The organism is Streptomyces sp. NBC_00104, from assembly GCF_045160825.1.
In the GTDB taxonomy this organism is placed as follows: domain Bacteria; phylum Actinomycetota; class Actinomycetes; order Streptomycetales; family Streptomycetaceae; genus Streptomyces.
Map to the genome: position 1 here is coordinate 10,016,497 of NZ_CP108215.1, position 20,971 is coordinate 10,037,467.

Annotated in this window: 21 protein-coding genes; 13 read left to right on the forward strand and 8 right to left on the reverse strand. The window is 71.9% G+C overall.

Features of this window, described 5'->3' with window-relative positions:
- Positions 1-65 precede the first annotated feature (65 nt).
- The 7 genes from rhaS (at position 66) to OG272_RS43845 (ending at position 7,268) form a co-directional block, all read left to right on the forward strand.
- Complete coding sequence (gene rhaS, locus OG272_RS43815) at positions 66-1,148, forward strand: rhamnose ABC transporter substrate-binding protein (RefSeq protein ID WP_326574180.1); 1,083 nt, start codon at positions 66-68, stop codon at positions 1,146-1,148.
- A gap of 50 nt (positions 1,149-1,198) precedes the next feature.
- Complete coding sequence (locus OG272_RS43820) at positions 1,199-1,519, forward strand: L-rhamnose mutarotase (protein ID WP_326574179.1); 321 nt, start codon at positions 1,199-1,201, stop codon at positions 1,517-1,519.
- A 58-nt stretch (positions 1,520-1,577) separates the two neighbouring features.
- Positions 1,578-3,008, forward strand: coding sequence for a BNR repeat-containing protein (locus OG272_RS43825; protein WP_326574178.1), 1,431 nt, complete (start codon positions 1,578-1,580; stop codon positions 3,006-3,008).
- Between the two features lie 111 nt (positions 3,009-3,119).
- Positions 3,120-4,145 carry a LacI family DNA-binding transcriptional regulator gene (locus tag OG272_RS43830; protein ID WP_326574177.1) on the forward strand — a complete coding sequence of 342 codons (1,026 nt, stop codon included), beginning with the start codon at positions 3,120-3,122 and terminating at the stop codon, positions 4,143-4,145.
- A gap of 112 nt (positions 4,146-4,257) precedes the next feature.
- Positions 4,258-5,559 (forward strand): alpha/beta fold hydrolase, encoded by a 1,302-nt coding sequence (locus tag OG272_RS43835; protein ID WP_327726517.1) that lies wholly within the window; start codon positions 4,258-4,260, stop codon positions 5,557-5,559.
- Positions 5,560-5,627: 68 nt separating this feature from the next.
- On the forward strand, positions 5,628-6,380 hold the full coding sequence (locus OG272_RS43840; RefSeq protein WP_326574175.1) for a PIG-L deacetylase family protein: 753 nt from the start codon (positions 5,628-5,630) through the stop codon (positions 6,378-6,380).
- Positions 6,381-6,428: 48 nt separating this feature from the next.
- Complete coding sequence (locus OG272_RS43845; RefSeq protein WP_405895848.1) at positions 6,429-7,268, forward strand: pentapeptide repeat-containing protein; 840 nt, start codon at positions 6,429-6,431, stop codon at positions 7,266-7,268.
- Here the strand turns inward: OG272_RS43845 and OG272_RS43850 are convergent.
- On the reverse strand, positions 7,236-8,828 hold the full coding sequence (locus OG272_RS43850; RefSeq protein ID WP_405895849.1) for a cytochrome P450: 1,593 nt from the start codon (positions 8,826-8,828) through the stop codon (positions 7,236-7,238). The genes OG272_RS43845 and OG272_RS43850 overlap by 33 nt on opposite strands.
- Before the next feature lie 116 nt (positions 8,829-8,944).
- Between OG272_RS43850 and OG272_RS43855 the strand changes: the two genes are divergently transcribed.
- Entirely contained in the window at positions 8,945-9,553 is a 609-nt protein-coding gene (locus OG272_RS43855; protein ID WP_326574172.1) for a TetR/AcrR family transcriptional regulator, read from the forward strand.
- Positions 9,554-9,685: 132 nt separating this feature from the next.
- Positions 9,686-10,411 (forward strand): DUF2470 domain-containing protein, encoded by a 726-nt coding sequence (locus OG272_RS43860; RefSeq protein WP_326574171.1) that lies wholly within the window; start codon positions 9,686-9,688, stop codon positions 10,409-10,411.
- Here the strand turns inward: OG272_RS43860 and OG272_RS43865 are convergent.
- From OG272_RS43865 to OG272_RS43880, 4 genes are all read right to left on the reverse strand, one after another.
- Positions 10,379-11,632, reverse strand: coding sequence for a lactonase family protein (locus OG272_RS43865; protein WP_405895850.1), 1,254 nt, complete (start codon positions 11,630-11,632; stop codon positions 10,379-10,381). The genes OG272_RS43860 and OG272_RS43865 overlap by 33 nt on opposite strands.
- A gap of 134 nt (positions 11,633-11,766) precedes the next feature.
- Positions 11,767-12,930, reverse strand: a complete 1,164-nt coding sequence (locus OG272_RS43870; RefSeq protein WP_327726512.1) for a hypothetical protein — start codon at positions 12,928-12,930, stop codon at positions 11,767-11,769.
- 35 nt (positions 12,931-12,965) lie between these two features.
- Complete coding sequence (locus tag OG272_RS43875) at positions 12,966-14,237, reverse strand: FUSC family protein (protein WP_327726511.1); 1,272 nt, start codon at positions 14,235-14,237, stop codon at positions 12,966-12,968.
- Between the two features lie 170 nt (positions 14,238-14,407).
- The gene (locus tag OG272_RS43880) at positions 14,408-14,902 is read right to left on the reverse strand and encodes an FBP domain-containing protein (RefSeq protein WP_327726510.1); all 495 of its coding nucleotides are present in this window, start codon (positions 14,900-14,902) and stop codon (positions 14,408-14,410) included.
- A gap of 165 nt (positions 14,903-15,067) precedes the next feature.
- On the opposite strand from OG272_RS43880, the gene OG272_RS43885 reads away from it, so the two are divergent.
- The 3 genes from OG272_RS43885 (at position 15,068) to OG272_RS43895 (ending at position 16,757) form a co-directional block, all read left to right on the forward strand.
- Positions 15,068-15,313 (forward strand): hypothetical protein, encoded by a 246-nt coding sequence (locus tag OG272_RS43885; RefSeq protein WP_405895851.1) that lies wholly within the window; start codon positions 15,068-15,070, stop codon positions 15,311-15,313.
- Between the two features lie 107 nt (positions 15,314-15,420).
- Positions 15,421-16,395, forward strand: coding sequence for an aminoglycoside phosphotransferase family protein (locus OG272_RS43890; RefSeq protein ID WP_327732047.1), 975 nt, complete (start codon positions 15,421-15,423; stop codon positions 16,393-16,395).
- Between the two features lie 101 nt (positions 16,396-16,496).
- Complete coding sequence (locus OG272_RS43895) at positions 16,497-16,757, forward strand: hypothetical protein (RefSeq protein WP_326574166.1); 261 nt, start codon at positions 16,497-16,499, stop codon at positions 16,755-16,757.
- 150 nt (positions 16,758-16,907) lie between these two features.
- On the opposite strand, the gene OG272_RS43900 is transcribed toward OG272_RS43895, so the two are convergent.
- Positions 16,908-17,936, reverse strand: coding sequence for an SDR family oxidoreductase (locus OG272_RS43900; protein ID WP_327726509.1), 1,029 nt, complete (start codon positions 17,934-17,936; stop codon positions 16,908-16,910).
- 162 nt (positions 17,937-18,098) lie between these two features.
- On the opposite strand from OG272_RS43900, the gene OG272_RS43905 reads away from it, so the two are divergent.
- Positions 18,099-18,755 carry a M15 family metallopeptidase gene (locus OG272_RS43905; protein ID WP_405895852.1) on the forward strand — a complete coding sequence of 219 codons (657 nt, stop codon included), beginning with the start codon at positions 18,099-18,101 and terminating at the stop codon, positions 18,753-18,755.
- A 339-nt stretch (positions 18,756-19,094) separates the two neighbouring features.
- Here the strand turns inward: OG272_RS43905 and OG272_RS43910 are convergent, their stop codons facing one another.
- Positions 19,095-19,760, reverse strand: a complete 666-nt coding sequence (locus OG272_RS43910; RefSeq protein WP_326574163.1) for an HAD family hydrolase — start codon at positions 19,758-19,760, stop codon at positions 19,095-19,097.
- Between the two features lie 134 nt (positions 19,761-19,894).
- The gene (locus tag OG272_RS43915; protein ID WP_405895853.1) at positions 19,895-20,947 is read right to left on the reverse strand and encodes a PHP domain-containing protein; all 1,053 of its coding nucleotides are present in this window, start codon (positions 20,945-20,947) and stop codon (positions 19,895-19,897) included.
- Between the last annotated feature and the right edge of the window lie 24 nt (positions 20,948-20,971).

Below are 20,971 nucleotides of genomic sequence, written 5' to 3' on the forward strand. Positions count from 1 at the left end.
TACAGCCCCGCGCCCCTGAAAGACAGGGGCGTGACACCACTCCTCCTCGTAAAGGAACCCTCGTCATGCGCAAGGCAACCCTCCGTCGTTCCTGTGCGGCGCTCGCCGCCGTCACCTCCTTCGCCCTCGCCGCCACCGCCTGTGGCGGCACCACGAAGAGCGACGTCAAGGACGACTCCGCCTCCGCGGCGGCCACCGGCAAGGCCGACCCGAACGCCGAGCTGAAGAAGGGCCTGACCGTCGGCTTCCTGCCCAAGCAGGTCAACAACCCGTACTTCACCTCCGCCGACAAGGGCGGCGAGGCGGCCCTGAAGGAGCTGGGTTCCAGCTACAAGGAGGTCGGCCCGTCCAGCGCCACGGACACCTCCGGCCAGGTCAACTACGTCAACACGCTCACCCAGCAGCAGGTCGACGCCATGGCCGTCTCCGCGCAGGACCCGGGTGCCCTGTGCACCGCGCTCAAGCAGGCCATGAGCAACGACATCAAGGTCGTCACCTACGACTCCGACACCAAGCCGGAGTGCCGCAACGCCTTCGTCTCGCAGGCCAGCGCCGAGGACCTGGGCCGCACCGAGGTCCAGCTGCTCGCCGAGCAGATCGGCTACAAGGGCGAGATCGCGGTCCTGTCGGCCGCGCAGACGGCGACCAACCAGAACACCTGGATCGAGTTCATGAAGGACGAACTCAAGGACGCCAAGTACAAGGACATCAAGCTCGTCAAGGTCGTCTACGGTGACGACGACGCCCAGAAGTCCTTCCAGCAGACCCAGGGCCTGCTCCAGGAGTACCCGAACCTGAAGGGGATCATCTCCCCGACCACGGTCGGCATCAAGGCCGCCGCCCAGTACCTGTCGGGCTCGAAGTACAAGGGCAAGGTCAAGCTGACCGGCCTCGGCACCCCCAACGACATGCGCAAGTACGTCAAGGACGGCACGGTCGAGGGCTTCGAGCTGTGGGACCCGGCGAAGCTCGGCGAGCTGGCCGCCCGTACCGCGGTGGCGCTGGTCTCCGGCCAGATCACCGGCAAGGAGGGCGAGACCTTCACCGCCGGTGACATGGGCGAGTACACCATCGGCAAGGACGGCGTCATCAGCCTCGGCAAGCCGACCGTCTTCACCAAGGACAACATCGACAAGTTCAACTTCTGATCCGCGACCCCGCGTTACAGCCACCCCCCTCACCCCAGGAGCGGTATCTCATGCAGCGCGTCTGCTTCCTCCTCAAGGTCCGTGCGGAACGGATCGACGAGTACCGCGAGCGGCACGCCGCCGTGTGGCCGGAGATGCTTCAGGCGCTCTCGGCCACCGGCTGGCACAACTACTCCCTCTTCCTGCGCGACGACGGCCTGCTCGTCGGCTATCTGGAGACCGAGGACTTCCAGGCCGCCCTGGCCGGCATGGAGGCCGCCGAGGTCAACGCCCGCTGGCAGAAGGAGATGGCGCCGTTCTTCGAGTCCCTCGACGGCGCCCGGCCCGACGAGGCCATGAAACCCCTCACCGAGGTCTTCCACCTCGCCTGACCCCCCACGCCGCAGCACCCTCCCCCTCCCCACCTCGCTCGACAATGGAGTCCCCGAGATGAAGAGACGTACGCTGCTCGGCGCCGCACTCGCCGGTGCCGTGGTGACCCCCGTCCTCGGCGTCACCACCGCCCGCGCCGCCGACCCCGGTCCTTCGGTCACCCTGACCGGCACCACCACGCTCGACACCCAGGCCCTCTTCTTCGTGTCGTACAACGGCCTGGTCAACAACAACGCGTTCCAGAAGAACGCGATGCTTACCTACAAGGGCTACCAGTACGCCGTCTGGTACACCGCCGACCGCAACGCCGTCGTCGGCCGCCGTGTGTTCGGTTCGAACACCTGGTCCACCGTCAAGGTCGGTCACACCCTGCGGTACGACGACTCCCACAACGTCATCTCCATGGGCATCTCCAAGGTCGACGGCCGACTGCACCTCAACATGGACTCCCACAGCGACGGCTTCACCTACGTCAAGTCGGTGGCCGGCCTCATGGACAACCCCGGCGGACTGAGCTGGACCACGAGCCGCTTCGGCGCCCCCCAGTCCACCCTCGACGGGCTCGCGCTCACCTCGCAGTTCACCTACCCGCAGTTCATCTCCACGCCCGAGGGCAAGCTCCAGCTGAGCTACCGCGTCGCCATCTCCGGCAACGGCCGCAACGCCATCGCCGAGTACGACGGCACGTCCTGGACCAACCTCGGCGAGTGGACCAGCTCCACCGGCACCTACACCAGCGAGCACGGCTCGAGCACGGCCCGCAACATGTACCTGCACGGCATCGACTACGACGCGAACGGCCGTCTGCACTCCTTCTTCACCTGGCGTGAGCAGAACGGCGCCGTGATGTGCAACAGCGGCGGCATCACCAACCACGACACCGGCTACGTCTACTCGGACGACCGCGGCCGCACCTGGCGCAACAACGCGGGCACCGTCGTCGGCACCACGGGTAGCTCCGACCGGGTCTCCGTCACCGACAGCGGTCTGGTGATCGACTCGCTGAACCCGGACCACTCCCTGATGAACCAGGAGAGCCAGTGGACCGACTCGGCGGGACGCCCTCACGCGATCATCAGCTACGTCCCCGGCCGTTTCGGGCAGTGCACGACGAACTACGTCACCGACCGCACCAACAACGGCCGTGCCTTCCACGTCCGCAAGAACGCCTCCGGCACCTGGCAGAAGACCGAGATACCGGTGCCGCTGAACTCCAGCCAGCGCACCAAGCTGTTCCTCGACAAGTACAACAACGCCTACGCGATCTTCCCCTTCCTCCGGATCGCCGGCGCTTCCGCGGCCTCGGGGTATACGGACTGGACGATGCTGTACGACGGTGTCGGCGCCGGCCTGAACGCCTTCGGTGAAGTCGTGTTCGACGAGAGCCGGATCGGTCAGGACCACTTCCTGTCGGTCATGTATCAGGTGAAGTCCAGCGGAACGACGCCCTCGGCGCTCCGCTCCCTGAACTTCAGCCTGCCCGCGTGATCTGACGCAGTCCCCGTGGCGGGTGTGCCCAGGTCGCAGGCTTTCTGTGACGGGCACGAAGGTAATGTGAGGGCGCACCCGCCGCCCCAGCCCTTTTGGAGGTCCTGCCCGATGGCCCAGTCGGTGGGTATCAAGGACGTTGCCCGCGTCGCCGGCGTCTCCGTGGGTACGGTCTCGAACGTGATCAACCGCCCGGACACGGTGGCGTCCGAGACCCGTGCCCGCGTGTTGTCCGCGATAGACCGCCTCGGCTATGTCCGCAGCGAGTCGGCGCGCCAGCTGAGGGCCGGGCGGAGCCGCATCATGGCGTTGCTCGTGCTCGACATGGGCAACCCCTTCTTCGTCGACGTCGCGCGCGGTGCCGAGCGGGCCGCGCGCGACGCCGGACTGGGCGTGATGGTCTGCAACAGCGCGCAGAGCGCGGGCGAGGAGGCCGAGTACCTCTCGCTCTTCGCCGAACAGCGGGTGCGCGGTGTGCTGCTCACCCCGGCCGACGCGACCGGACGCAACATCGAGGCGTTCCGCCGCCACGGCATCCCCTTCGTCCTCGTCGACCGCGTCGCCGAGGGCACCACCGAGTGCTCGGTCTCCGTCGACGACGTCGCGGGCGGCGCGCTCGCCGTCCGCCATCTGGTCGACGCGGGCCACCGTTCCATCGCGTACGTCAGCGGACCGGCGGGCCTCAACCAGGTCCGCGACCGCCGTACGGGTGCCCTGGGCGCCCTGCGGGAGGCTGGACTCGGCGCCGACGCGCTGCGCGAGCTGCCCACCGAACGCCTCGACGTGGCCGCCGGCCGCGACGCGGGCGCCCGGCTCCTCGGCCTCGCCGACCGCCCGACCGCCGTCTTCTGCGCCAACGACCTGCTCGCCCTCGGCGTGCTCCAGGCCATGTACGCGGCCGGCGTGAGCGTTCCCGAGGACCTCGCCATCGTCGGCTACGACGACATCGAGTTCGCCGCCGCGGCCGCCGTCCCCCTCACCTCCGTACGGCAGCCCGCCGTCACCATGGGCGCTCTGGCCGCCGAACTCCTCCTGGAGGAGACCGAGGCCGACACGGCGCCCGCCCCGCACGAGCACCGACGGGTCGTCCTCCAGCCGGAGCTGGTGGTGCGGCGCTCCAGCCTCTCGGCACGCTGAGCCGTCGTTCAGTAGGGCTGCCGGGAATTTCTTGATCCACGGGGGTCGGCCGGGCGAAGAATCTGTGCTGGACTGGACCACGGCCCGGAATCCGTCCGCTCAGGGAGCCCTGTTGTCCGTCAGCTACCGCCAGCCCGGTGTCGTCCTCACCGACCGCCGCTTCACCGTCCCCCTCGACCACGACGACCCGGCGGGGGAGCGGATCGAGCTCTACGCGCGCGAGGTCGTCGCGAGCGACAAGGCGGACGCCGAACTGCCGTGGCTGGTCTATCTGCAGGGCGGCCCCGGCTTCGGGGCCAACCGCTTCGTCGGCCGCGAGGCGTGGCTGGACCGGGCCCTCAAGGAGTACCGGGTCCTGCTCCTCGACCAGCGCGGCACGGGTGCCTCCACCCCCGCCAACCGCCAGACCCTCCCGCTGCGCGGCGGCCCCGGCGAACAGGCCGACTACCTCGCCCACTTCCGCGCCGACTCCATCGTCCGTGACTGCGAGGCCATCCGCCGCCAGGTCACCGGCGGCGCCCCCTGGGCCGTCCTCGGCCAGAGCTTCGGCGGCTTCTGCGCGGTCACCTATCTGTCCCGCGCGCCCGAGGGCCTGAGCACCGCCGTCATCACCGGCGGACTGCCCTCCCTGGACGCCAACGCCGACGACGTCTACCGGGCGGCCTACCCGCGTGTCGAACGCAAGGTCGCCGCGCACTACGCCCGCTACCCGCAGGACGTCGAGCGGGCCCGGCGGATCGCCGATCACCTGCTCCAGCACGACGTCGTCCTCCCGAACGGCTACCGGTTCACCGTCGAGGCCTTCCAGTCCCTGGGCATCCTCCTCGGCCGCGGCGACGGCAGCCACCGGCTGCACTTCCTGCTGGAGGACGCCTTCGTCCGCACCCCGCGGGGCCCCGGCCTGTCCGACTCCTTCCAGGAGCAGGCCCAGGGGCTGCTGTCGTACGCGGGCCACCCGCTGTACGCGCTCCTCCACGAGGCGATCTACGGACAGGACCCGGGCGCCACGGACTGGGCGGCGGAGCGGGTGCGCCACGAGTTCCCGCAGTTCGACGCCGCCAAGACACTGACAGGCGACGGCCCGCTGCTGTTCACGGGGGAGTCCGTGCACCCCTGGATGTTCGACAACGACCCCGCCCTGCGCCCGCTGCGCGAGACCGCGGAGGACCTGGCGACGCGGCGGGGCTGGCTCCCCCTGTACGAACCGGATCGTCTCGCCGTCAACGAGGTCCCGGTCGCCGCCGCGGTCTACCACGACGACATGTACGTCGACACGGCCCACTCCCTGCGGACCGCCCGCGCCATCCGGGGCCTGCGCACCTGGGTCACGGACGAGTTCGAGCACGACGGCGTACGCGCCGGCGGGCCGAGGGTGCTGGACCGGTTGCTGGCGCTGACGCGGGACGAGGAGTGAGCGACGGCGGCTGAGCCGGGCCGTGTCCGTCCGGCGCGGTCGCCGGCGCCGCGGGCTACTGTGCGGGCATGACCGACCCGCGGAAGGACCAGCCGGACCAGCTCAAGCCCATGCCCGACGACTGGCGACGCGCCCTCGCCGTCGTGGCCCACCCGGACGACCTCGAGTACGGCTGCTCGGCGGCGATCGCCGCGTGGACCGACGAGGGCCGCGAGGTCGCCTACGTCCTGGCGACGCGGGGCGAGGCGGGCATCGACACCCTGGAGCCCGCGCGGTGCGGCCCGCTTCGGGAGCGGGAGCAGCGGGCGAGCGCGGCCGTCGTGGGCGTGTCGGAGGTCGAGTTCCTCGACCACGAGGACGGTGTCATCGAGTACGGCCCCGCCCTGCGCCGGGACATCGCGGCGGCCGTCCGCCGGCACCGCCCCGAACTGCTCATCACCCTCAACCACCGCGACACCTGGGGCGGGGTCGCCTGGAACACCCCCGACCACGTGGCGGTGGGTCGCGCCACGCTCGACGCCGCCGGCGACGCCGGAAACCGCTGGATCTTCCCCGAACTCGTCGAGCAGGGCCTGGAACCCTGGAACGGCGTCCGCTGGGTCGCCGTCGCGGGGTCCTCCACCCCCACCCACGCCGTCGACGCCACCCCCGGCCTGGACCGCGCGGTCGCCTCCCTCCTGGAACACCGCACCTACCTGGACGTGCTGACGAAGGAGGACCCCGAGACGTACGTACGCGACTTCCTCACCGGCTACGCCCGCACCACCGGGGAGCGCTTCGGGGGCACACCGGCCGTGGCCTTCGAGGTGTTCGCCCGCTGACCGCCGCGCACCCGCAGGCCCCTCGGCGATTCTCGTAGGGTGAACCGTATGGAACAACGATCCGGTGAGCCCCTCCCTCTGCATGACCTGCGCGAACTGCGCGCGGACTGCGCCGGCTGCTTCGGCCTGTGCTGCGTCGCCCTGCCCTTCACCGCCTCGGCCGACTTCGCCGTCGACAAGGCCGCGGGCAAGGCGTGCGGAAACCTCGGGGAGGACTTCCGGTGCGGTATCCACACCCGGCTGAGGGACGAGGGCTTCACCGGCTGCACGGTCTACGACTGCTTCGGCGCCGGGCAGAAGGTCTCCCAGGTCACCTTCGGAGGCGAGAACTGGCGTGCGGGCGGCCGCGAGCACGCCCGGCGGATGTTCGACGTGTTCCCCGTCGTGCGCCAACTCCACGAACTGCTCTGGTACTTGACCGAGTCGCTGACCCTGCCCGCCGCCCGCCCGGTGCACGCCGACCTCCGCCGGGCCCTCGACGAGACCGAGCGGCTGACCCGGCGGACGGCCGAGGAACTGGGAGAGCTGGACGTCGCCGCGCACCGGCAGCGCGTCAACGAGCTGCTGCTGAGGGTCAGCGACCTCATGCGAACGGGCGCCGGACGCAAGCGGAACCGGCGCGGCGCCGACCTCATCGGCGCGCGCCTCAAGGGCGCCGACCTCAGAAAGGCCAACCTGCGCGGTGCCTACCTCATCGCAGCCGACCTGACCGGCGCCGATCTGCGCGGCGCGGACCTGATCGGCGCCGACCTCCGTGACGCCGACCTCACCGACGCGGACCTGACCGGCGCCTTCTTCCTGACCCAGCCCCAGCTCAACGCGGCACGCGGCAGCGCCGGGACCCGGCTGCCGACGTCAGTCACCCGCCCCGGTCACTGGACGACGTGACGGCGATGAAGGCGACGGCGACGACGGCACCCGCGGGGCGCCGGGCCCCGTGCCCACCCGCCGCTCCACGTTCAGCCGCAGCCCGTCCGGCATCAGCGTCAGCCGCTCCGCCACCCGCAGCCGGTACGCCGGCTCCGGGCTCAACTCGTATCGGCGCAGCATCAACCCCAGCACCAACGTGGCCTCGTGGAGCGCGAACTGGCGGCCGATACAGGCCCGCGCACCCGTGCCGAACGGCTTGAACGTGTGCGGGGCCCGGGCGCGTACGGCCGCCGCGTCGAAGCGGTCCGGGTCGAACCGCTCGGCGTCCGCGCCCCAGACCTCCGGATCCCGGTGCAGCATCGCCGTCAGGACCAGCGCCCAGGCGCCCCGCCGCATCGGATGGACCCCGCCGAGCACGGTGTCCTCGCGGGCCTCCCGCGAGAAGGCGGGCGCCGTCGGCCACAGCCGCAGCGCCTCGTCCAGTACCCGGCGCACATATCGCAGCCTGGCCACCTGCTCGTAGCCGGGCCGCACCGTGTCGCCCCACACCCGGTCCACCTCGGCGCGGGCGCGGGCGGCCAGGTCCGGATGCCGGGCGAGGTAGTGCAGGGCGAAGGACAAGGCGCCCGAGGTGGTCTCGTGCCCGGCGATCAGGAAGGTGATGACCTGGCGTCGGACGTTCTCGGCGGACAGCCGCTCCCCGGTCTCCGGATGCGCGGTCTCCAGCATCCGGTCGAGCAGGTCACCGCCACCGTCACCGGCGCCACCGTCACCGGCGCCGCTGCCACGAGCGCGACCCCCGCCACCGCTGCCGGTGCCGCCGTCACCGGAGGACCGCCGCGCCCGTACCACCGCGTCGACGGTTTCGTTCAGGTACGCCATGTCCGTCCGGTTGTGCCGGGCGGCGCCCCGCAGCAGCAGCGGTACCAGCGGGTCGGGGACGACGTTGCGGCGCTGGGCGTACGTCAGGGTGCCGACCATCGCGGCGACGAAGGGATGCGGCCGGGTGCGCTCGAAGGAGCCGAAGTCGTGGCCGAAACCCGTGCGGGCGATCGTCTCCAGCGTCAGCTTGGTCATGTCGCCGGGTACGTCCACGGTGTCGCCCGCCGCACCCGCCCGGTCCCAGTGCTCCATCAGCCGCTCGGCGACGTCGAGCATCATCGGGTGGTAACCGGCCATGGCCTCCCGGCTGAAGCCGGGGGCGAGGACGTCGTGCGCGAGCTGCCAGTTGGGCTCGTGGTTGTACGCGGTGAAGAGCCCGTCCCCGGCCACCGGGCGCAGATTCGCGACCCCCAGGCCCACATGCTTGGCGAACCGCGACTCGTCCGCCAGCTCGGCCGCGAGCCCGGCGCCCCCGACGAACACGATCTCCTTGCCGAACGCCTTCCGCCGGAAGATCGGCCCGAGCCGCCGCCCGAGGCGCAGGGAGTCCTGGATCGGCGTCCGCACGTTCGTGCCGAGCGCGTCGCCGATCACGGGCAGCCGGTACGGCGGGTGCGGTATGCGGTGCAGCTCGGGCCAGCCCAGCTCCGCGCTGCGGAAACCCCTGGCGGTCGCGGTCCCCGTCGTCGCCGTCATGACCACATCTCCCTCGCGCGTACGCCGTGCCGAAGCCGCCGCGGCTGTTGTACTCGGGTTCAATAGCGGGCTCAGTCTCGTCCCGTTGTTGAACCCACGTCAAGTAAGGTGACGGCATGGCAGCCGGACAGGAAGAGCGCCCGCGTCGTCGGCTCAGTACCGGGGAACGGCGGGAGCAGCTCCTCGCGGTCGGGGCCCGGCTCTTCTCGGAGAGCCCGTACGACGACGTCTGGATCGAGCAGGTGGCCGAGATCGCCGGCGTCTCCCGCGGGCTGCTGTACCACTACTTCCCGAACAAACGGGACTTCTTCGCGGCCGTCGTGGAGCGCGAGAGCGAGCGGATGCTGCGGATCATGACCCCCGCTCCGGGCCGGTCGGCGCGCGAGCGGCTCGCGGCCGGGCTCGACGCGTTCCTCGCGCACGTCGAGGAGCACGCCCACGGCTTCCGGGCCTTCCACCGTGCCGACGCCACCGGCGACCAGGCCGTGCGCAAGGTCTATCAGCGGGCGCTGGCCGCGCAGGAGGCGCAGATCCTGGCGGCGCTGGCGTCGGACGCGGAGTTCGCGGCGGCGCTCGACGGGCGGCCGGAGATGCGGCTCGCCGTGCGCGGATGGCTGTCGTTCACGACCGCCGTCTGTCTGGAGTGGCTGAGGGGCTCGGAGTTGACCCGGGAACAGGTGCGGGACCTGTGCGCACGGGCGCTGTTCGGGGTGCTCGCGCCCTGAGTCCGGCCCGCTCGCGAACCGCCTGCGGTGCGCCGCGGCGAACCGGGAACGCACGGAAGGGCGGGCGGTGGTTGGCGTACGCCCCGATCTTCGATAGGTTAGGCAAGGCTTACCTAATGAGGGAGGTTTGGGATGGGTGACCGTCACACCTGGACGGCCGCGCCCGCCGCGGCGGAGCGTGCCCGCTCGGTGCTCGCGGCGGCGTGGTCCTGCGCGGTGACCGCCGAGGGCGGCCGCGAGGAGTTCGTCGGCGCGCACACCGTCACCGAGGACGGCCGGGTGATCCTGCGCGTCCCCGAGGACAGCACGCTCGTCGCCGCCGCGATCTGCGCACCGCGCGGCGAGCCGTCCGCCGTGCTGGAGTTCGCCGACGTGGCACCCGTCCCCGTCCGCAGTCGTATCCGGGCCCGGCTCTGGATCGCCGGCTGGTTCGCGCCCAAGGACGGCGACCTGGAGTTCCGGCCCACCCGCATCGTGCTGCGCGAGCCGTCCGGCGCGGTCGTGGTCGACCTCGACGACTTCGCCGCCGCCCGGCCGGATCCACTGGCCACGGCCGAGTCCCGGCTGCTGACCCACCTCGCCGACGCGCACCCCGACGCCGTCGAGCGCCTCACCCGGCTCGTCCCGCACGACAGCCTGCACGGCGCCGTCCGCGTCCAGCCGCTCGCCGTCGACCGGCACGGCCTGACCCTGCGCGTCGAGCGGGCCCGCGGCAACGGCGACGTCCGGCTGACGTTCCACAAGCCCGCCGACGACATGGCGCAGCTCACCGAGCGGATGCACATCCTGCTCTCCCAGGCGAGCGCCGCGTCCTGCCCGCGCGCCCTACAGCGGCAGCGCACAGACGGCGACGGGTGACGCGAACGGCCCGCCCGCGCTCCGCAGTCCACCGGTCTCCGGGTCGACCCGGAAGACGCCGACCGCGCTCGACCGCTGAAGCGCGGCGAACAGCAGGCCCCCGTCCGGTGAGAGGGCGATCTGACGCGGGAAGTCCCCGCCGACCGGCACGGTGTCCAGCAGCTTCAGCCGCGCGCCTGACGCCTCGACCGCGTAGCGCGTCAGGCTGTCGTGTCCCCGGTTGGCGAGATACGCGTACGAGCCGTCCGGCGTCACCACCAGCTGCGCCGGGTAGTTCGTGCCCGAACCCGTGCCCGTGGACTGCGGATCGCCCGGGGTGAGCCGCCCGCTGCCGGGATCGTAGGCGCAGACCACGACCGTGTTGTCGACCTCGTTGGCGAGATAGGCGTACCGGCCTCCCGGGTGGAAGGTGAGGTGCCGGGGCCCCGCGCCCGACCGGGTGCGCGTCCGCGAGACCTCGGCGAGCGTGCCCCGGGACTCGTCCAGGCGGTAGGTGTAGACCGTGTCGGTGCCCAGATCGACGGCGAGGACATGACCGCCGTCGGGGCTCGTGATGATCTGGTGCGCGTGCGGCCCCTCCTGCCCCGGGCCCGGCGCCGGACTGCTGTGCACCACCAGATCCGTGCGCTCGCCCAGTGCGCCCGACGCCTGAACCGGATGCACGGCGACACTTCCCGAGCCGTAGTTCGCGCTCAGCAGCCACCGCCCGCTCGGATGCACCGACAGCTGGCAGGGTGCCTCGCCGCCGCTGCTCCGGGTGCCGAGGACCTTACGGTCGGACAGTCGTACGGCGGTCACCCCGCCCTCCGGCCGCTCGTTCACGGCGTACAGCGTTCGGCCGTTCGGGTGTACGGCGAGGTACGACGGGTCGCCGACACCGGTGATCGTCCCCTTGCCCGCGATACGGCCACTGCGGGCGTCGTACGTCGCCACACCGATACCGGTGCCGCCCCCCTCGGCCGAGGTGTACGTGCCGATGTAGAGGGGTCGGGGGCCGGTGGGGGAGGGCGAGGCGGTTGCGGACTCGGTTCCCGTCTCCGTCTCCGCCTCCGCCGATGGGGCCGTCGGGGCGTTCGGAGCGGGCGAGGACGACGTGGACCCGTTCGTCCCGTCGGAGCCCGCGCAGCCGGCCAGGGCGGCCGTACCGGCCGCCCCCGCCATCAGACTCAGGACATGGCGCCTGCTCCAGCCGCCTCGGTCCCCAACCGCCTCACTCGTCATAGGTGCACCTCGGGTGTCGCTCGTCTCGGCCGTCACCACCTTGACGGGTACGAGCGCCCCGGCGCAAAGACGGCGGCGGGCGTCGCGCGCCATGCGACACCCGCCGTCGTCCTCGCGCCGGCCGTCGGGACCGGCTACCAGTCGCCGTCCTGGATCGGACGGCCCGGCGCGTCACCTAGCGGCTTGATCTGGCCGGGGGCGGGTGCCTGCCATGGGTCGAGGTCGTCGCCGAGCCAGTCGCCGACCGGCTTCACCGTGCCGAGGGCGTCGGCCGGGGCGAGGTCGTGGGCGTCCTGGTCGTCGTCGTAGTACTCGAACCACGGAAGCCCGGCCCGGGTGTAGGCCGCGCGGTCCACGGGCGACGGCGGCGGGGCCTCCCCGGTGATCCGGCGCCACTCGGGCGGCGTGACGAGGTGCACGAAGATCCGCCCGGCCGGCTGCTCGGCCCAGCTGCCGCGCGGCCAGGTGTCCCGGTAGACCTCCTGACGCATCGAGCCGCCGACCCCGAGGCCCATCGCGGCCGGAGCCCGGGAGGGGGCCGCGGGCGCGCCGCGCATCGGGGCAGCGCCGGGGGCCGCCATCGGGTACGCGGCACCCGGAGGCATCGGCCCGCCCGGCGCAGGGGGCAAGGGGGCGCCGGTGGACGGGGGCGCCATCGGGACGGCACCCGGCGGCGGCATCGGCACCGCGCCCGTACCGCCGTAGCCGCCATAGCCGCCGACCGGGCCGATGTTCCGCTCCCGCTCGGCGCGCAGTCGCTCCTCCCGCCGCCACACGGCGAGCTGCTCGTCGTTCAGCGGGAACGACTGCAGCTGGACCCCGCCGAACACCTCCTCGCCGGTGACCTGGCCCTCGACCGTGGCGCCCAGCCCGAGGGGGACGGCCACGAACTGCCTGACCGTGCCCTTGCCGGAGTTGACGCCGTCCAGCCACGGCTGACGCGGCAGCACCACGTAGTTCTGCGGATCACGGGAGAGCGTGCCGCTCCACGGCTTGCCCGACACCGCGCACACCTTGCCGACGCCGACCTGGAGCGCGGCCGGTTCCGTGGAACCGCCGAAGTGCAGCCACATCGCCTCGCGCAGGTACACGGGGAGCATCACGCCGCCGCGCGCCCGCATCTCCTGCGGAGCGGTGTGCGGGTGGTCCTCGACCCGGCGGATCGGGAAGTCGCCCAGGCCGGGCGGGAGTTGGTGCGTGCCCGTCTCCGGCAGACGCAGGGTCCGCTGGAAGCGCACCTGTACACCGCCCGGCAGATGCAGTGTGGTCCCGTCGATCCGCACGGCGCCTTCGGCCATTCCGCACGCTCCCCTCGATATCGCTTCGTGCTGTGTCACTTGGTAGGACGTGACTTAGCACGACCGGCGAGGCCCGACCGGTTCCGCCGAAGGGGGCGTGGGATGCGCACGCGGTCGCGGAGGCGCGTGAGCCGGGGTGAGCGCTCGCGCTGTTCACGGGTGCAGCGGTCGAGCTCCTCCAGGAGCCGCTGGGAGCGGTGCTCGGTGTCCAGCTCGTCCAGTATGCGGTTGACCTCCGTCAGCACGGCACCGTGCAGTTGCCAGTGACCGGGGTCCCGCTGGACCCCTTCGAGGAGCAACTGCGCCAGCTTGTCGCGGGTCGCGGTGGCTGTCGACAGCTCGGCGGCGAGCCGGTCCTCCGCGGACTCGGCGCTCCGGCTGACGTCGGTCGTGACCAGCACCGCGAAGCTGACCACGGCGTCACCGATCTCGGCGAGCAGCTGCTCGATGGCCGCCCCCACCTGGGCGGAGAACAGCGGACTCGGCTCGCGCTCACGGGCGAGGTCGGTCAGGGTGCGGGCCAGCACCCTGAGGACCACCGTGCAGATCTCCAGCGTGTCCAGCCCGGTGCGCAGCACCACCCGGTGCAGCAGACCCTCCCGTACACGCGGATTGAGCTTCAGGCTGTCCTCGGCCTGCTTGAGGGCCGCGTCCACCTCGACGATGTCGAAGTCGAGTTCCCGGGCCTCGTGGAGCCGGGCCGCCGCGGCCTCCGCCGGGGTGCGGCCCGCGGCCTCCTCGCCGACGCGGATCATCAGCCGCCGCATCCGCCGGGCCAGGTCCTCGATGGACTCACCGGCCGCCTCCACCCACACCGGGGGGGCGAGCAGGAGGTTGAAGGCGAGCCCGACGACCGCGCCGATCAGCGTCTCCACAACCCGCGCCCACGCCGTGTCACCGACCCGGGTCACCCCGAGCACCAGCATCGCGCTGATCGCCACCTCGGGCACGAACTCGCTCACCCGCACCAGATGCCCCACCGCGAGCGAGGCCAGGATGATCAGGGCGAGGCTCCACCAGGTGAGGCCGACCAGGACGCTGAAGCCGATGGCGATGACCACGCCGGCCACCACCGAGTTCACCCGTCGGATCCCGGTGGTGAGCGTGGCGTAGAGGGTCACCTGCACGACGAGGAGCGCGGTCAGCGGAGCCGTCAGGGGCGCCGCCTCCGGACTGAGCTGCAACGCCACCACATAGGCCACCGTGGCGGCCGCCGCCGACCGCACCGACTGCACGATCACCGGGTCCTGCCGCCATTTGGCGACCCGGGTGCCGATCAGGTCCCACACACCACGTACGTCTCGCATCCTTGCGCTGTTCCCGTTCCGCCGCTCCACCGAACTCCTGACCGAGGACAGTAGTCACCTGGGTCATTCGGCAGAAGGCCGGTGGACGAGGAGGTCAGGGCGCCGGAGGTGGCGACAGCCCGCCATCCGTCTCCACGACGTCGAGGCGGCGCGGATGCCGGAGCGGTAGGTCAGCCGTACAGCTTGTCCAGGAAGGCGGACAGATTGCCCACCGTCCGGGCGATCTGCTCGTCCGTCGTGAGGCTCTCCTCGAACCGGCTGCCCGCGTCGAGGGCCTTCTTGCCCCGCACATACAGCGAACAGGCCAGGTCGGCGCACATGTACAGGCCTACGGAGTTCCCCTCGCGCCCGGCCGCGCCCGCCTTACGAGCCGTCATCAACGAGACGCCGCCGCCCCGGTGAGTCGTCAGACACAACGAGCACATGCTGCGGTGCAGAAAGCCGCGCTGCGCGGAGGGGAAACGCAAGGTGACACCGACGAGCCGCCCACCGCGCTCGGTGACGAGATAGCTCCGGTCGGGCGCGCCCGGGTCACGCCAGCCGAGGAAGTCCAGGTCCCCCCAGGGCCGTTGCTCCAGATCACGCGGCACGGAGATCCGCTTCGCCTCCCCCTTCGAGCAGTTGACGAACGAGGTGCGGATGTCCTGCTCGGTGAGCGACTTCATGGTGGGTCCTCCGGTGAAGGGGTTATGTGTCCGGACCTGAAACCTAGTGGCACTAGGTATTGCCCTAAGGTACGTGTCTCTCTGGGGAGGGGCCAATGGTTTTCTGGCGCACAGGCGCGGGCGGTGGTGGCGCCGCCGGCGAGGAGGGCCAGGGGGCGGGCCTCGGTGGCGGTCGACGGTGCCGCCTTCGTCCAGCACCGGATCGCCGCCGAGGCCGACGAGGTGTGGGCCCTGCTGGACGTCGGCGCCCGTGTCTACGTCCGCGGTGACGGCTTCCGCAGGGCACCCGGCGTCCGTGAGGCCCTCCGTACGATCCACGCCGAGCGGAACCCCGGCGCGGACTCCGGACCGTGGCTGGAGGACCTGATCGCCTCGGGCCGCTATGGGGAGGACGTCTGCGCGGCCGGATGAACCGGGACCCGGTCTCCCCGCCGCCGGAGCGTTGAAAAGCGGTTTCAGCCGTGCCGGCCCACCTGGCAGAGTGGGCCGGCACGGCTGTACGCGACGAGGGGGCCACGGTGGACGACGGGGAGCGCGCGCGGCGTGTCCTGGCGGCGGCGGGGCTGCCGCCCGAGAGCCTCGCGGAGCGGCTGCCGCTCGATGGCGGCACGTACAACACGGTCGAAGAGCTGCGCCTCACCGACGGCACCCGGCTGATCGTCAAGGTCCCCCCGCCGTCCACCACCCCCGGCCTGGCCTACGAGAGCGAACTCCTCGGTGCCGAGATCGAGTTCTGCCGGGCCGCCGAGAGCGTCGGCGTCCCCGCGCCCCGGGTGGCCGGAGCCGCCCTCGACGAGACCGCGCCGACCGGCCGCCACCTCCTGCTCACGTACTGCCCGGGCGGCGGATGGGACGGACTGGAGCCCACCCAGGAGGCGTCACTGCGGCGCGAGTTGGGCGGTCTGGTGGCCCGGCTCCACCGGGTGACCGGCCCCGGGTTCGGGTACCCGTCCGGCACGTTCGGCCCCCTCGCCGCCGACTGGCGCACCGCCTTCACCGCCATCTACGACGGTGTCCTCGCCGACGCCCGCCGCTTCCGGGCCTGGCTGCCCCTCCCCGTGGACGAGGTGGCCCGTACCGCGAAGGCCGCGTACGACGCCCTCGACGAGGTGACCGTGCCGCGGCTGGTCCACTTCGACCTGTGGCAGGGCAACATCCTCGTCGAGCGCGGGGAGACTCCACGTGTCGGTGGTCTGATCGACGGTGAGCGCATGTTCTGGGGCGACCCGGTCGCGGACTTCGTCTCGCTGGCTCTCCTGGGCGACATCCGGCAGGACGCCGATTTCCTGACGGGCTATCAGGAGGCTGGCGGAGAAGTCGAGTTCACGGCTTCGGTCCGCAGGCGCTACGCCCTCTACCGCAGCTACCTCTACCTGATCATGCTGGTCGAGGTGGTGCCGCGCGCCCTGGACGACGGAGACGTCGCCTGGCGGCGGGAGGCGGTGGCGCCGCAGCTGACGGCGGCCCTGGACGAACTGCGCGACCTTTCCTGACGGGACGCACAGGACCGGACGCACGCGACCACGGGACACCCGGGTTTGAGTCGATCGGGCGGAGGTACTCGCGCCCGGTGGACGACAGGAAGGAGCACGCCGTGACCGATCACCGGCTGGAGGGTCCCGGCGAGCACGAGGACCCCGTACCGAGGGACATGCCCGACCAGCAGGCGAACGGGAGCGAGGACCCGTGGGAGGTGGCTCGGACGCGCGTCACCGACGACGAGCGGGACATCGACGCGGCCGACGACACCGCTGACCTGCCCGACACGGACGAGGCCGGCACCGGCCGACAGGGCGCACCGCGATCGGGCGCCGTCAATCCCGAGCAGCCCGTACCCGACGAGCCGTCCGGCTGACCCCCGGCCCCTGGTCCTTCTGGTCCTTCGGTCCAGGGCATTCCCGAGACTCGGCGCCTCCCCGGTGGGACCCGGGGAGGCGCCGTCACGTCTGCCGCGTGCTCACGGGCGCACCCGGCCTCATGGGCGGCCTCGGCCTCGGCCTCGGCTTCAGCCGACCTTCCGCCCCCGCAGCGGCTCCGTCTCCGCCCCGGCGCCCTGCCGCAGCCCCTCCAGGAACTCCTCCAGCACCTCCACCGCTGTGCGCTCGGGCCGCCAGTGGAGCTCGTCACGAGCCCTGCTGCAGTCCATCAGCGGCAGCCGCAGGACGGCGTCGAAGAGATGCGGTGAGGCGGGCAGCAGCCGCAGGTTCCACGCGGCGGCGACCGCCGAGCGGGCCGCGACCCGGGGCAGCTTCACCGGACGGGCGTCCAGCACCTCGCTGAGCAGCGTGGCGTCCACGGGCGACTCCGCCGCGAGGTTGAAGGCACCGCGGACGTCGGTGTGCAGCGCCAGCCGGTACGCCTGCGCGGCGTCGTCGGTGTGCAGCGTCTGCACCTTCAGCCCGGGAATGTCCGGCAGGAACGGCAGCAGCTCGGGCCGGGCCAGCTGTCCCGGCAGGAAACGCCCGCCGAAGATGCGGCGCTGCTCGCTCGCCGACTCCCGCTTGAACAGGAAGGCGGGCCGCATCCGCACCACCCGCACCCCGGGGTTCTCGTGCTCGAAGGAGTCCAGGGCACGCTCCAGATACGCCTTCTCCCGGCAGTACGCGGCGTCCGGCCAGCCGTGGGTGGGCCACGACTCGTCGACCGCGTGACCCTTCGGTCCCGGTGAGTAGGCGCCGACCGACGAGGCGTGTACCAGCGTCGGCACCTCGGCCGCCGCCACCGCCTCGAAGACCCGCATGCTGCCCAGCACGTTGGTTCGCCAGGTCGCGGCGGGATCGTGCGTCGGCTGGAACGCCCAGGCGAGATGGACGACCGCGTCCGCCCCCTCGAACTCCTTGACCAGATCGGCCTCCTCGGATCCCACGTCCACGGCCGACCAGTCCGTCTTCGCGGGCGCCCACTCGGGAACCCGACGGGCCAGTCCCCGTACCTGGCCTACCTCCGCGTCCTCCGCGAGCAGACGCACCAGACTCGTCCCCACATTGCCGGTGGCGCCGGTGACCACGATCCTGCCGCCGGATTCTCCGTTCACAGCCGACTCCTCTCGCGCGTTCCGTTCCTCCAGGGCCGCCCACGAGTACCCGGGCGCCGCCGATGCACGCGACCGCAACCGGCCACACCCCCGGGGACGGGCCGGGCCACCGTCCTGGCCGATTCCGGCGGGAACCGGCCGACCGCACGAGATGATCAGCTCATGACCGAGATCATCCTGATGTCCGACCCGAAGGTGGCGGCCGTACCCGTCCACGACCTGGACGAGCCGCTCGTCGACGTACGCCGGGCCGGCCCCTTGCTGGTCGACGAGCGCAAGGCCGACGCCACGGGCGCCTACGCCCATCTGCGCGTCGGCGTGCTCGACCGGCTGGTCAAGGCCCAGACCCTGCTGCCGGACGGGCTGCGCCTGCTGTTCGTCGAGGGCTACCGGCCGCCGTCCCTGCAGCGCGCGTACTTCGAGGAGTACGCGGCCGAGCAGCGCGCCCTGCACCCCGACTGGCCCGCCGACCGCATCCACGCGGCGGCCAGCCGCTACGTCTCCCCGCCCGGGATAGCCCCGCACTCCGCGGGCGCCGCCGTGGACCTGACCCTCGTCGACGCCGACGGCCGTGAAGTGGACTTCGGTACACGGGTGAACGCCAGCCCCGAGGAGAGCGCCGGCGCCTGCTGTACGGGGGCGGACGGCATCTCCGCCGAGGCCCGCGCCCACCGCGAGACGCTCGGCGCCGCCCTCACCGCGGCCGGCCTGGTCAACTACCCCACCGAGTGGTGGCACTGGTCGTACGGCGACCGCTACTGGGCCCTGATGACCGGCGCTCCGGCAGCGCTGTACGGGCCGCGCGAACTCGGTGCCTGAGCGCTCCCGGCGCTCCTGACCGCTTCCCGGCGCTCCTGCCCGCTTCCGAGGCACCCGAGCGCTTGCGGAAAGGGAGAAGCCCCGACCGGGACGGGGGAATCACGGTCGGGGCGGTCTGTGTGTGGGTGCGGATGGCGGTCGCCTCTCGGCGAAAGGCTCCACAGGGCTTCAGCCGAACGATCGTCCCTGTGGGCAAAAGGTGAGGCCCGGGGACACTGTCCCATCCACACCCACAGCTGATTTAACGGGAAAGTATCAGCGGGTGTTCCTTCCGTATCCGGACATTGCCGGTGATCTGCGTCACGTCGCGCAAGGCGGCCCACAGCGGCCGTCACCAGGTCATTCCTCCCGGCCCAGCGGGCTCTCCTCCAGTGCGGCCAGCAGGTGGGCCGGATTCCGGAACACCGCCTCAGCGCCGGCCGCCTCCAGTTCGGGCCGGGGAATGCCGCCGCAGAGCACCGCCACGCAGTGCACCCCCGCCCGGGCGCCGGCGCGCATGTCCCAGACGGTGTCCCCGACGAACACCGACCGCTCGGCCTCCGCCCCCGCCAGCTCCAGGGCCTGCTCGACCGGATCCGGCGCGGGCTTCCCCTCGGCCACGTCATCGGCGCTCGCCGTCGCCGTGATGGCGTCGTCGGCCCCGATCGCCCGCCGCAACGCGGCCAGCTCCGTCCCGCTCGCCGAGGTCGCCAGCACCACGCTCCAGCCCTGCCCGTCGAGCCGCCGCAACAGCCGCCCCGCGTCCGGCAACGCGGGCAGCCGGTCGAAGTACGTCCCGTACAGCGCCTTGTGCGCCGCACTCAGCGCGTCCTTCTCCTGCGGATCCCGCTCCTCACCCAGCAGATGCGTGATCAGATCCCCGGACGGCAGCCCCACCGCCCGATGGATGTCATGCATGGCCACCTGATGCCCACCCTGCCGAAACGCCTCCCACCAGGCGACGACATGCACATGGTTGGTATCGACAAGGGTCCCGTCGACATCGAAAACAGCAGCCCTACCCATGGCACACCTTCCTGGAAACTCCGACACACGCGCCCTTCAGAGGCGCGGGGCTGTATCCATATGCGGCTCCGCCGCGTGGGCGCGACAAGCCACGACGCACCCGCACACGCCAACGCAACGAACCCCCCGAGCTCCTAGGCACCCCCCACCCCCACCCGACCAGGAACCTCCCGGTCCCGAGCCCACCCGAGAAGCTCCTCCACCCCCCACGTCGTCACCACCCGCTCCGCCGGCACCCCGCACTCCTCCGCCCGAGCACACCCATGCACCTGCCACGTCAACTGCCCCGGCGCATGCGCATCCGTGTCGATCGAGAACAACACCCCCGCCTCCACCGCGGCCCGCAACAGCCGCCGAGGCGGATCCAGCCGCTCCGGCCGGGAGTTGATCTCCACGGCCGTCCCCGTCTCCGCGCACGCCGAGAACACCGCCTCCGCGTCGAACTCCGACTCGGGCCGCCCTCGCCCGGTGACGAGCCGCCCCGTGCAGTGCCCGAGCACATCGGAGTGCGGATCACGGAGCGCGGCGACCATCCGCCGGGTCATCGCGCGCGCGTCCATCCGCAGCTTGGAGTGCACGGACACCACCACCACGTCGAGCCGGTCCAGCAGCTCGGGCTCCTGGTCCAGCGAACCGTCGTCGAGGATGTCGCACTCGATGCCGGTGAGCAGCCGGAACGGTGCCCACGTCTCGTTCAGCGCGGCCACCACGTCGAGCTGCTCCCGCAGCCGCTCCGGGGACAGGCCCCGGGCGACGGTCAGCCGGGGGGAGTGGTCGGTGAGCACCGTCCACTCGTGGCCGAGGCGCGCGGCGGTCCGGCCCATCTCCTCGATCGGGCTGCCGCCGTCCGACCAGTCCGAGTGCACATGGCAGTCTCCCCTGATCAGCTCCATCAGCTCCATCAGCTCCGCGCCACCGCCCGTGAGCGGGGCCTCGGCCTCCTGTTCCAGCTTGCGCAGATAGCCCGGCACCTCACCGGCCAGCGCCTCGCGCGCCACCTGAGCGGTCTTCGGCCCGACCCCCTTCAACGACTCCAGCGAGCCGGTCGCCGCCCGCTCGGCCACGTCGTCCGCCGGCAGCGCGCCGAGCACGGCGGCGGCCGTACGGAACGCGCGCACGCGATAGGTGGGGGCCCGGTCACGTTCCAGCAGGAAAGCGATCCGGTCCAGGGCCTCGACGGGATCCATGGCACCTCCAGCCTCCCGCTTCCA

Bases quoted from the DNA above. Each gene is read 5' to 3' on its own strand.
- rhaS (WP_326574180.1), top strand. From the start codon at position 66: ATGCGCAAGGCAACCCTCCGTCGTTCCTGTGCGGCGCTCGCCGCCGTC.
- OG272_RS43825 (WP_326574178.1), top strand. From the start codon at position 1,578: ATGAAGAGACGTACGCTGCTCGGCGCCGCACTCGCCGGTGCCGTGGTG.
- OG272_RS43905 (WP_405895852.1), top strand. From the start codon at position 18,099: ATGACCGAGATCATCCTGATGTCCGACCCGAAGGTGGCGGCCGTACCC.
- OG272_RS43870 (WP_327726512.1), bottom strand. From the start codon at position 12,930: ATGGCCGAAGGCGCCGTGCGGATCGACGGGACCACACTGCATCTGCCG.
- OG272_RS43850 (WP_405895849.1), bottom strand. From the start codon at position 8,828: ATGACGGCGACGACGGGGACCGCGACCGCCAGGGGTTTCCGCAGCGCG.
- OG272_RS43830 (WP_326574177.1), top strand. From the start codon at position 3,120: ATGGCCCAGTCGGTGGGTATCAAGGACGTTGCCCGCGTCGCCGGCGTC.
- OG272_RS43855 (WP_326574172.1), top strand. From the start codon at position 8,945: ATGGCAGCCGGACAGGAAGAGCGCCCGCGTCGTCGGCTCAGTACCGGG.
- OG272_RS43910 (WP_326574163.1), bottom strand. From the start codon at position 19,760: ATGGGTAGGGCTGCTGTTTTCGATGTCGACGGGACCCTTGTCGATACC.
- OG272_RS43845 (WP_405895848.1), top strand. From the start codon at position 6,429: ATGGAACAACGATCCGGTGAGCCCCTCCCTCTGCATGACCTGCGCGAA.
- OG272_RS43915 (WP_405895853.1), bottom strand. From the start codon at position 20,947: ATGGATCCCGTCGAGGCCCTGGACCGGATCGCTTTCCTGCTGGAACGT.
- OG272_RS43820 (WP_326574179.1), top strand. From the start codon at position 1,199: ATGCAGCGCGTCTGCTTCCTCCTCAAGGTCCGTGCGGAACGGATCGAC.
- OG272_RS43840 (WP_326574175.1), top strand. From the start codon at position 5,628: ATGACCGACCCGCGGAAGGACCAGCCGGACCAGCTCAAGCCCATGCCC.
- OG272_RS43875 (WP_327726511.1), bottom strand. From the start codon at position 14,237: ATGCGAGACGTACGTGGTGTGTGGGACCTGATCGGCACCCGGGTCGCC.
- OG272_RS43860 (WP_326574171.1), top strand. From the start codon at position 9,686: ATGGGTGACCGTCACACCTGGACGGCCGCGCCCGCCGCGGCGGAGCGT.
- OG272_RS43865 (WP_405895850.1), bottom strand. From the start codon at position 11,632: ATGACGAGTGAGGCGGTTGGGGACCGAGGCGGCTGGAGCAGGCGCCAT.
- OG272_RS43880 (WP_327726510.1), bottom strand. From the start codon at position 14,902: ATGAAGTCGCTCACCGAGCAGGACATCCGCACCTCGTTCGTCAACTGC.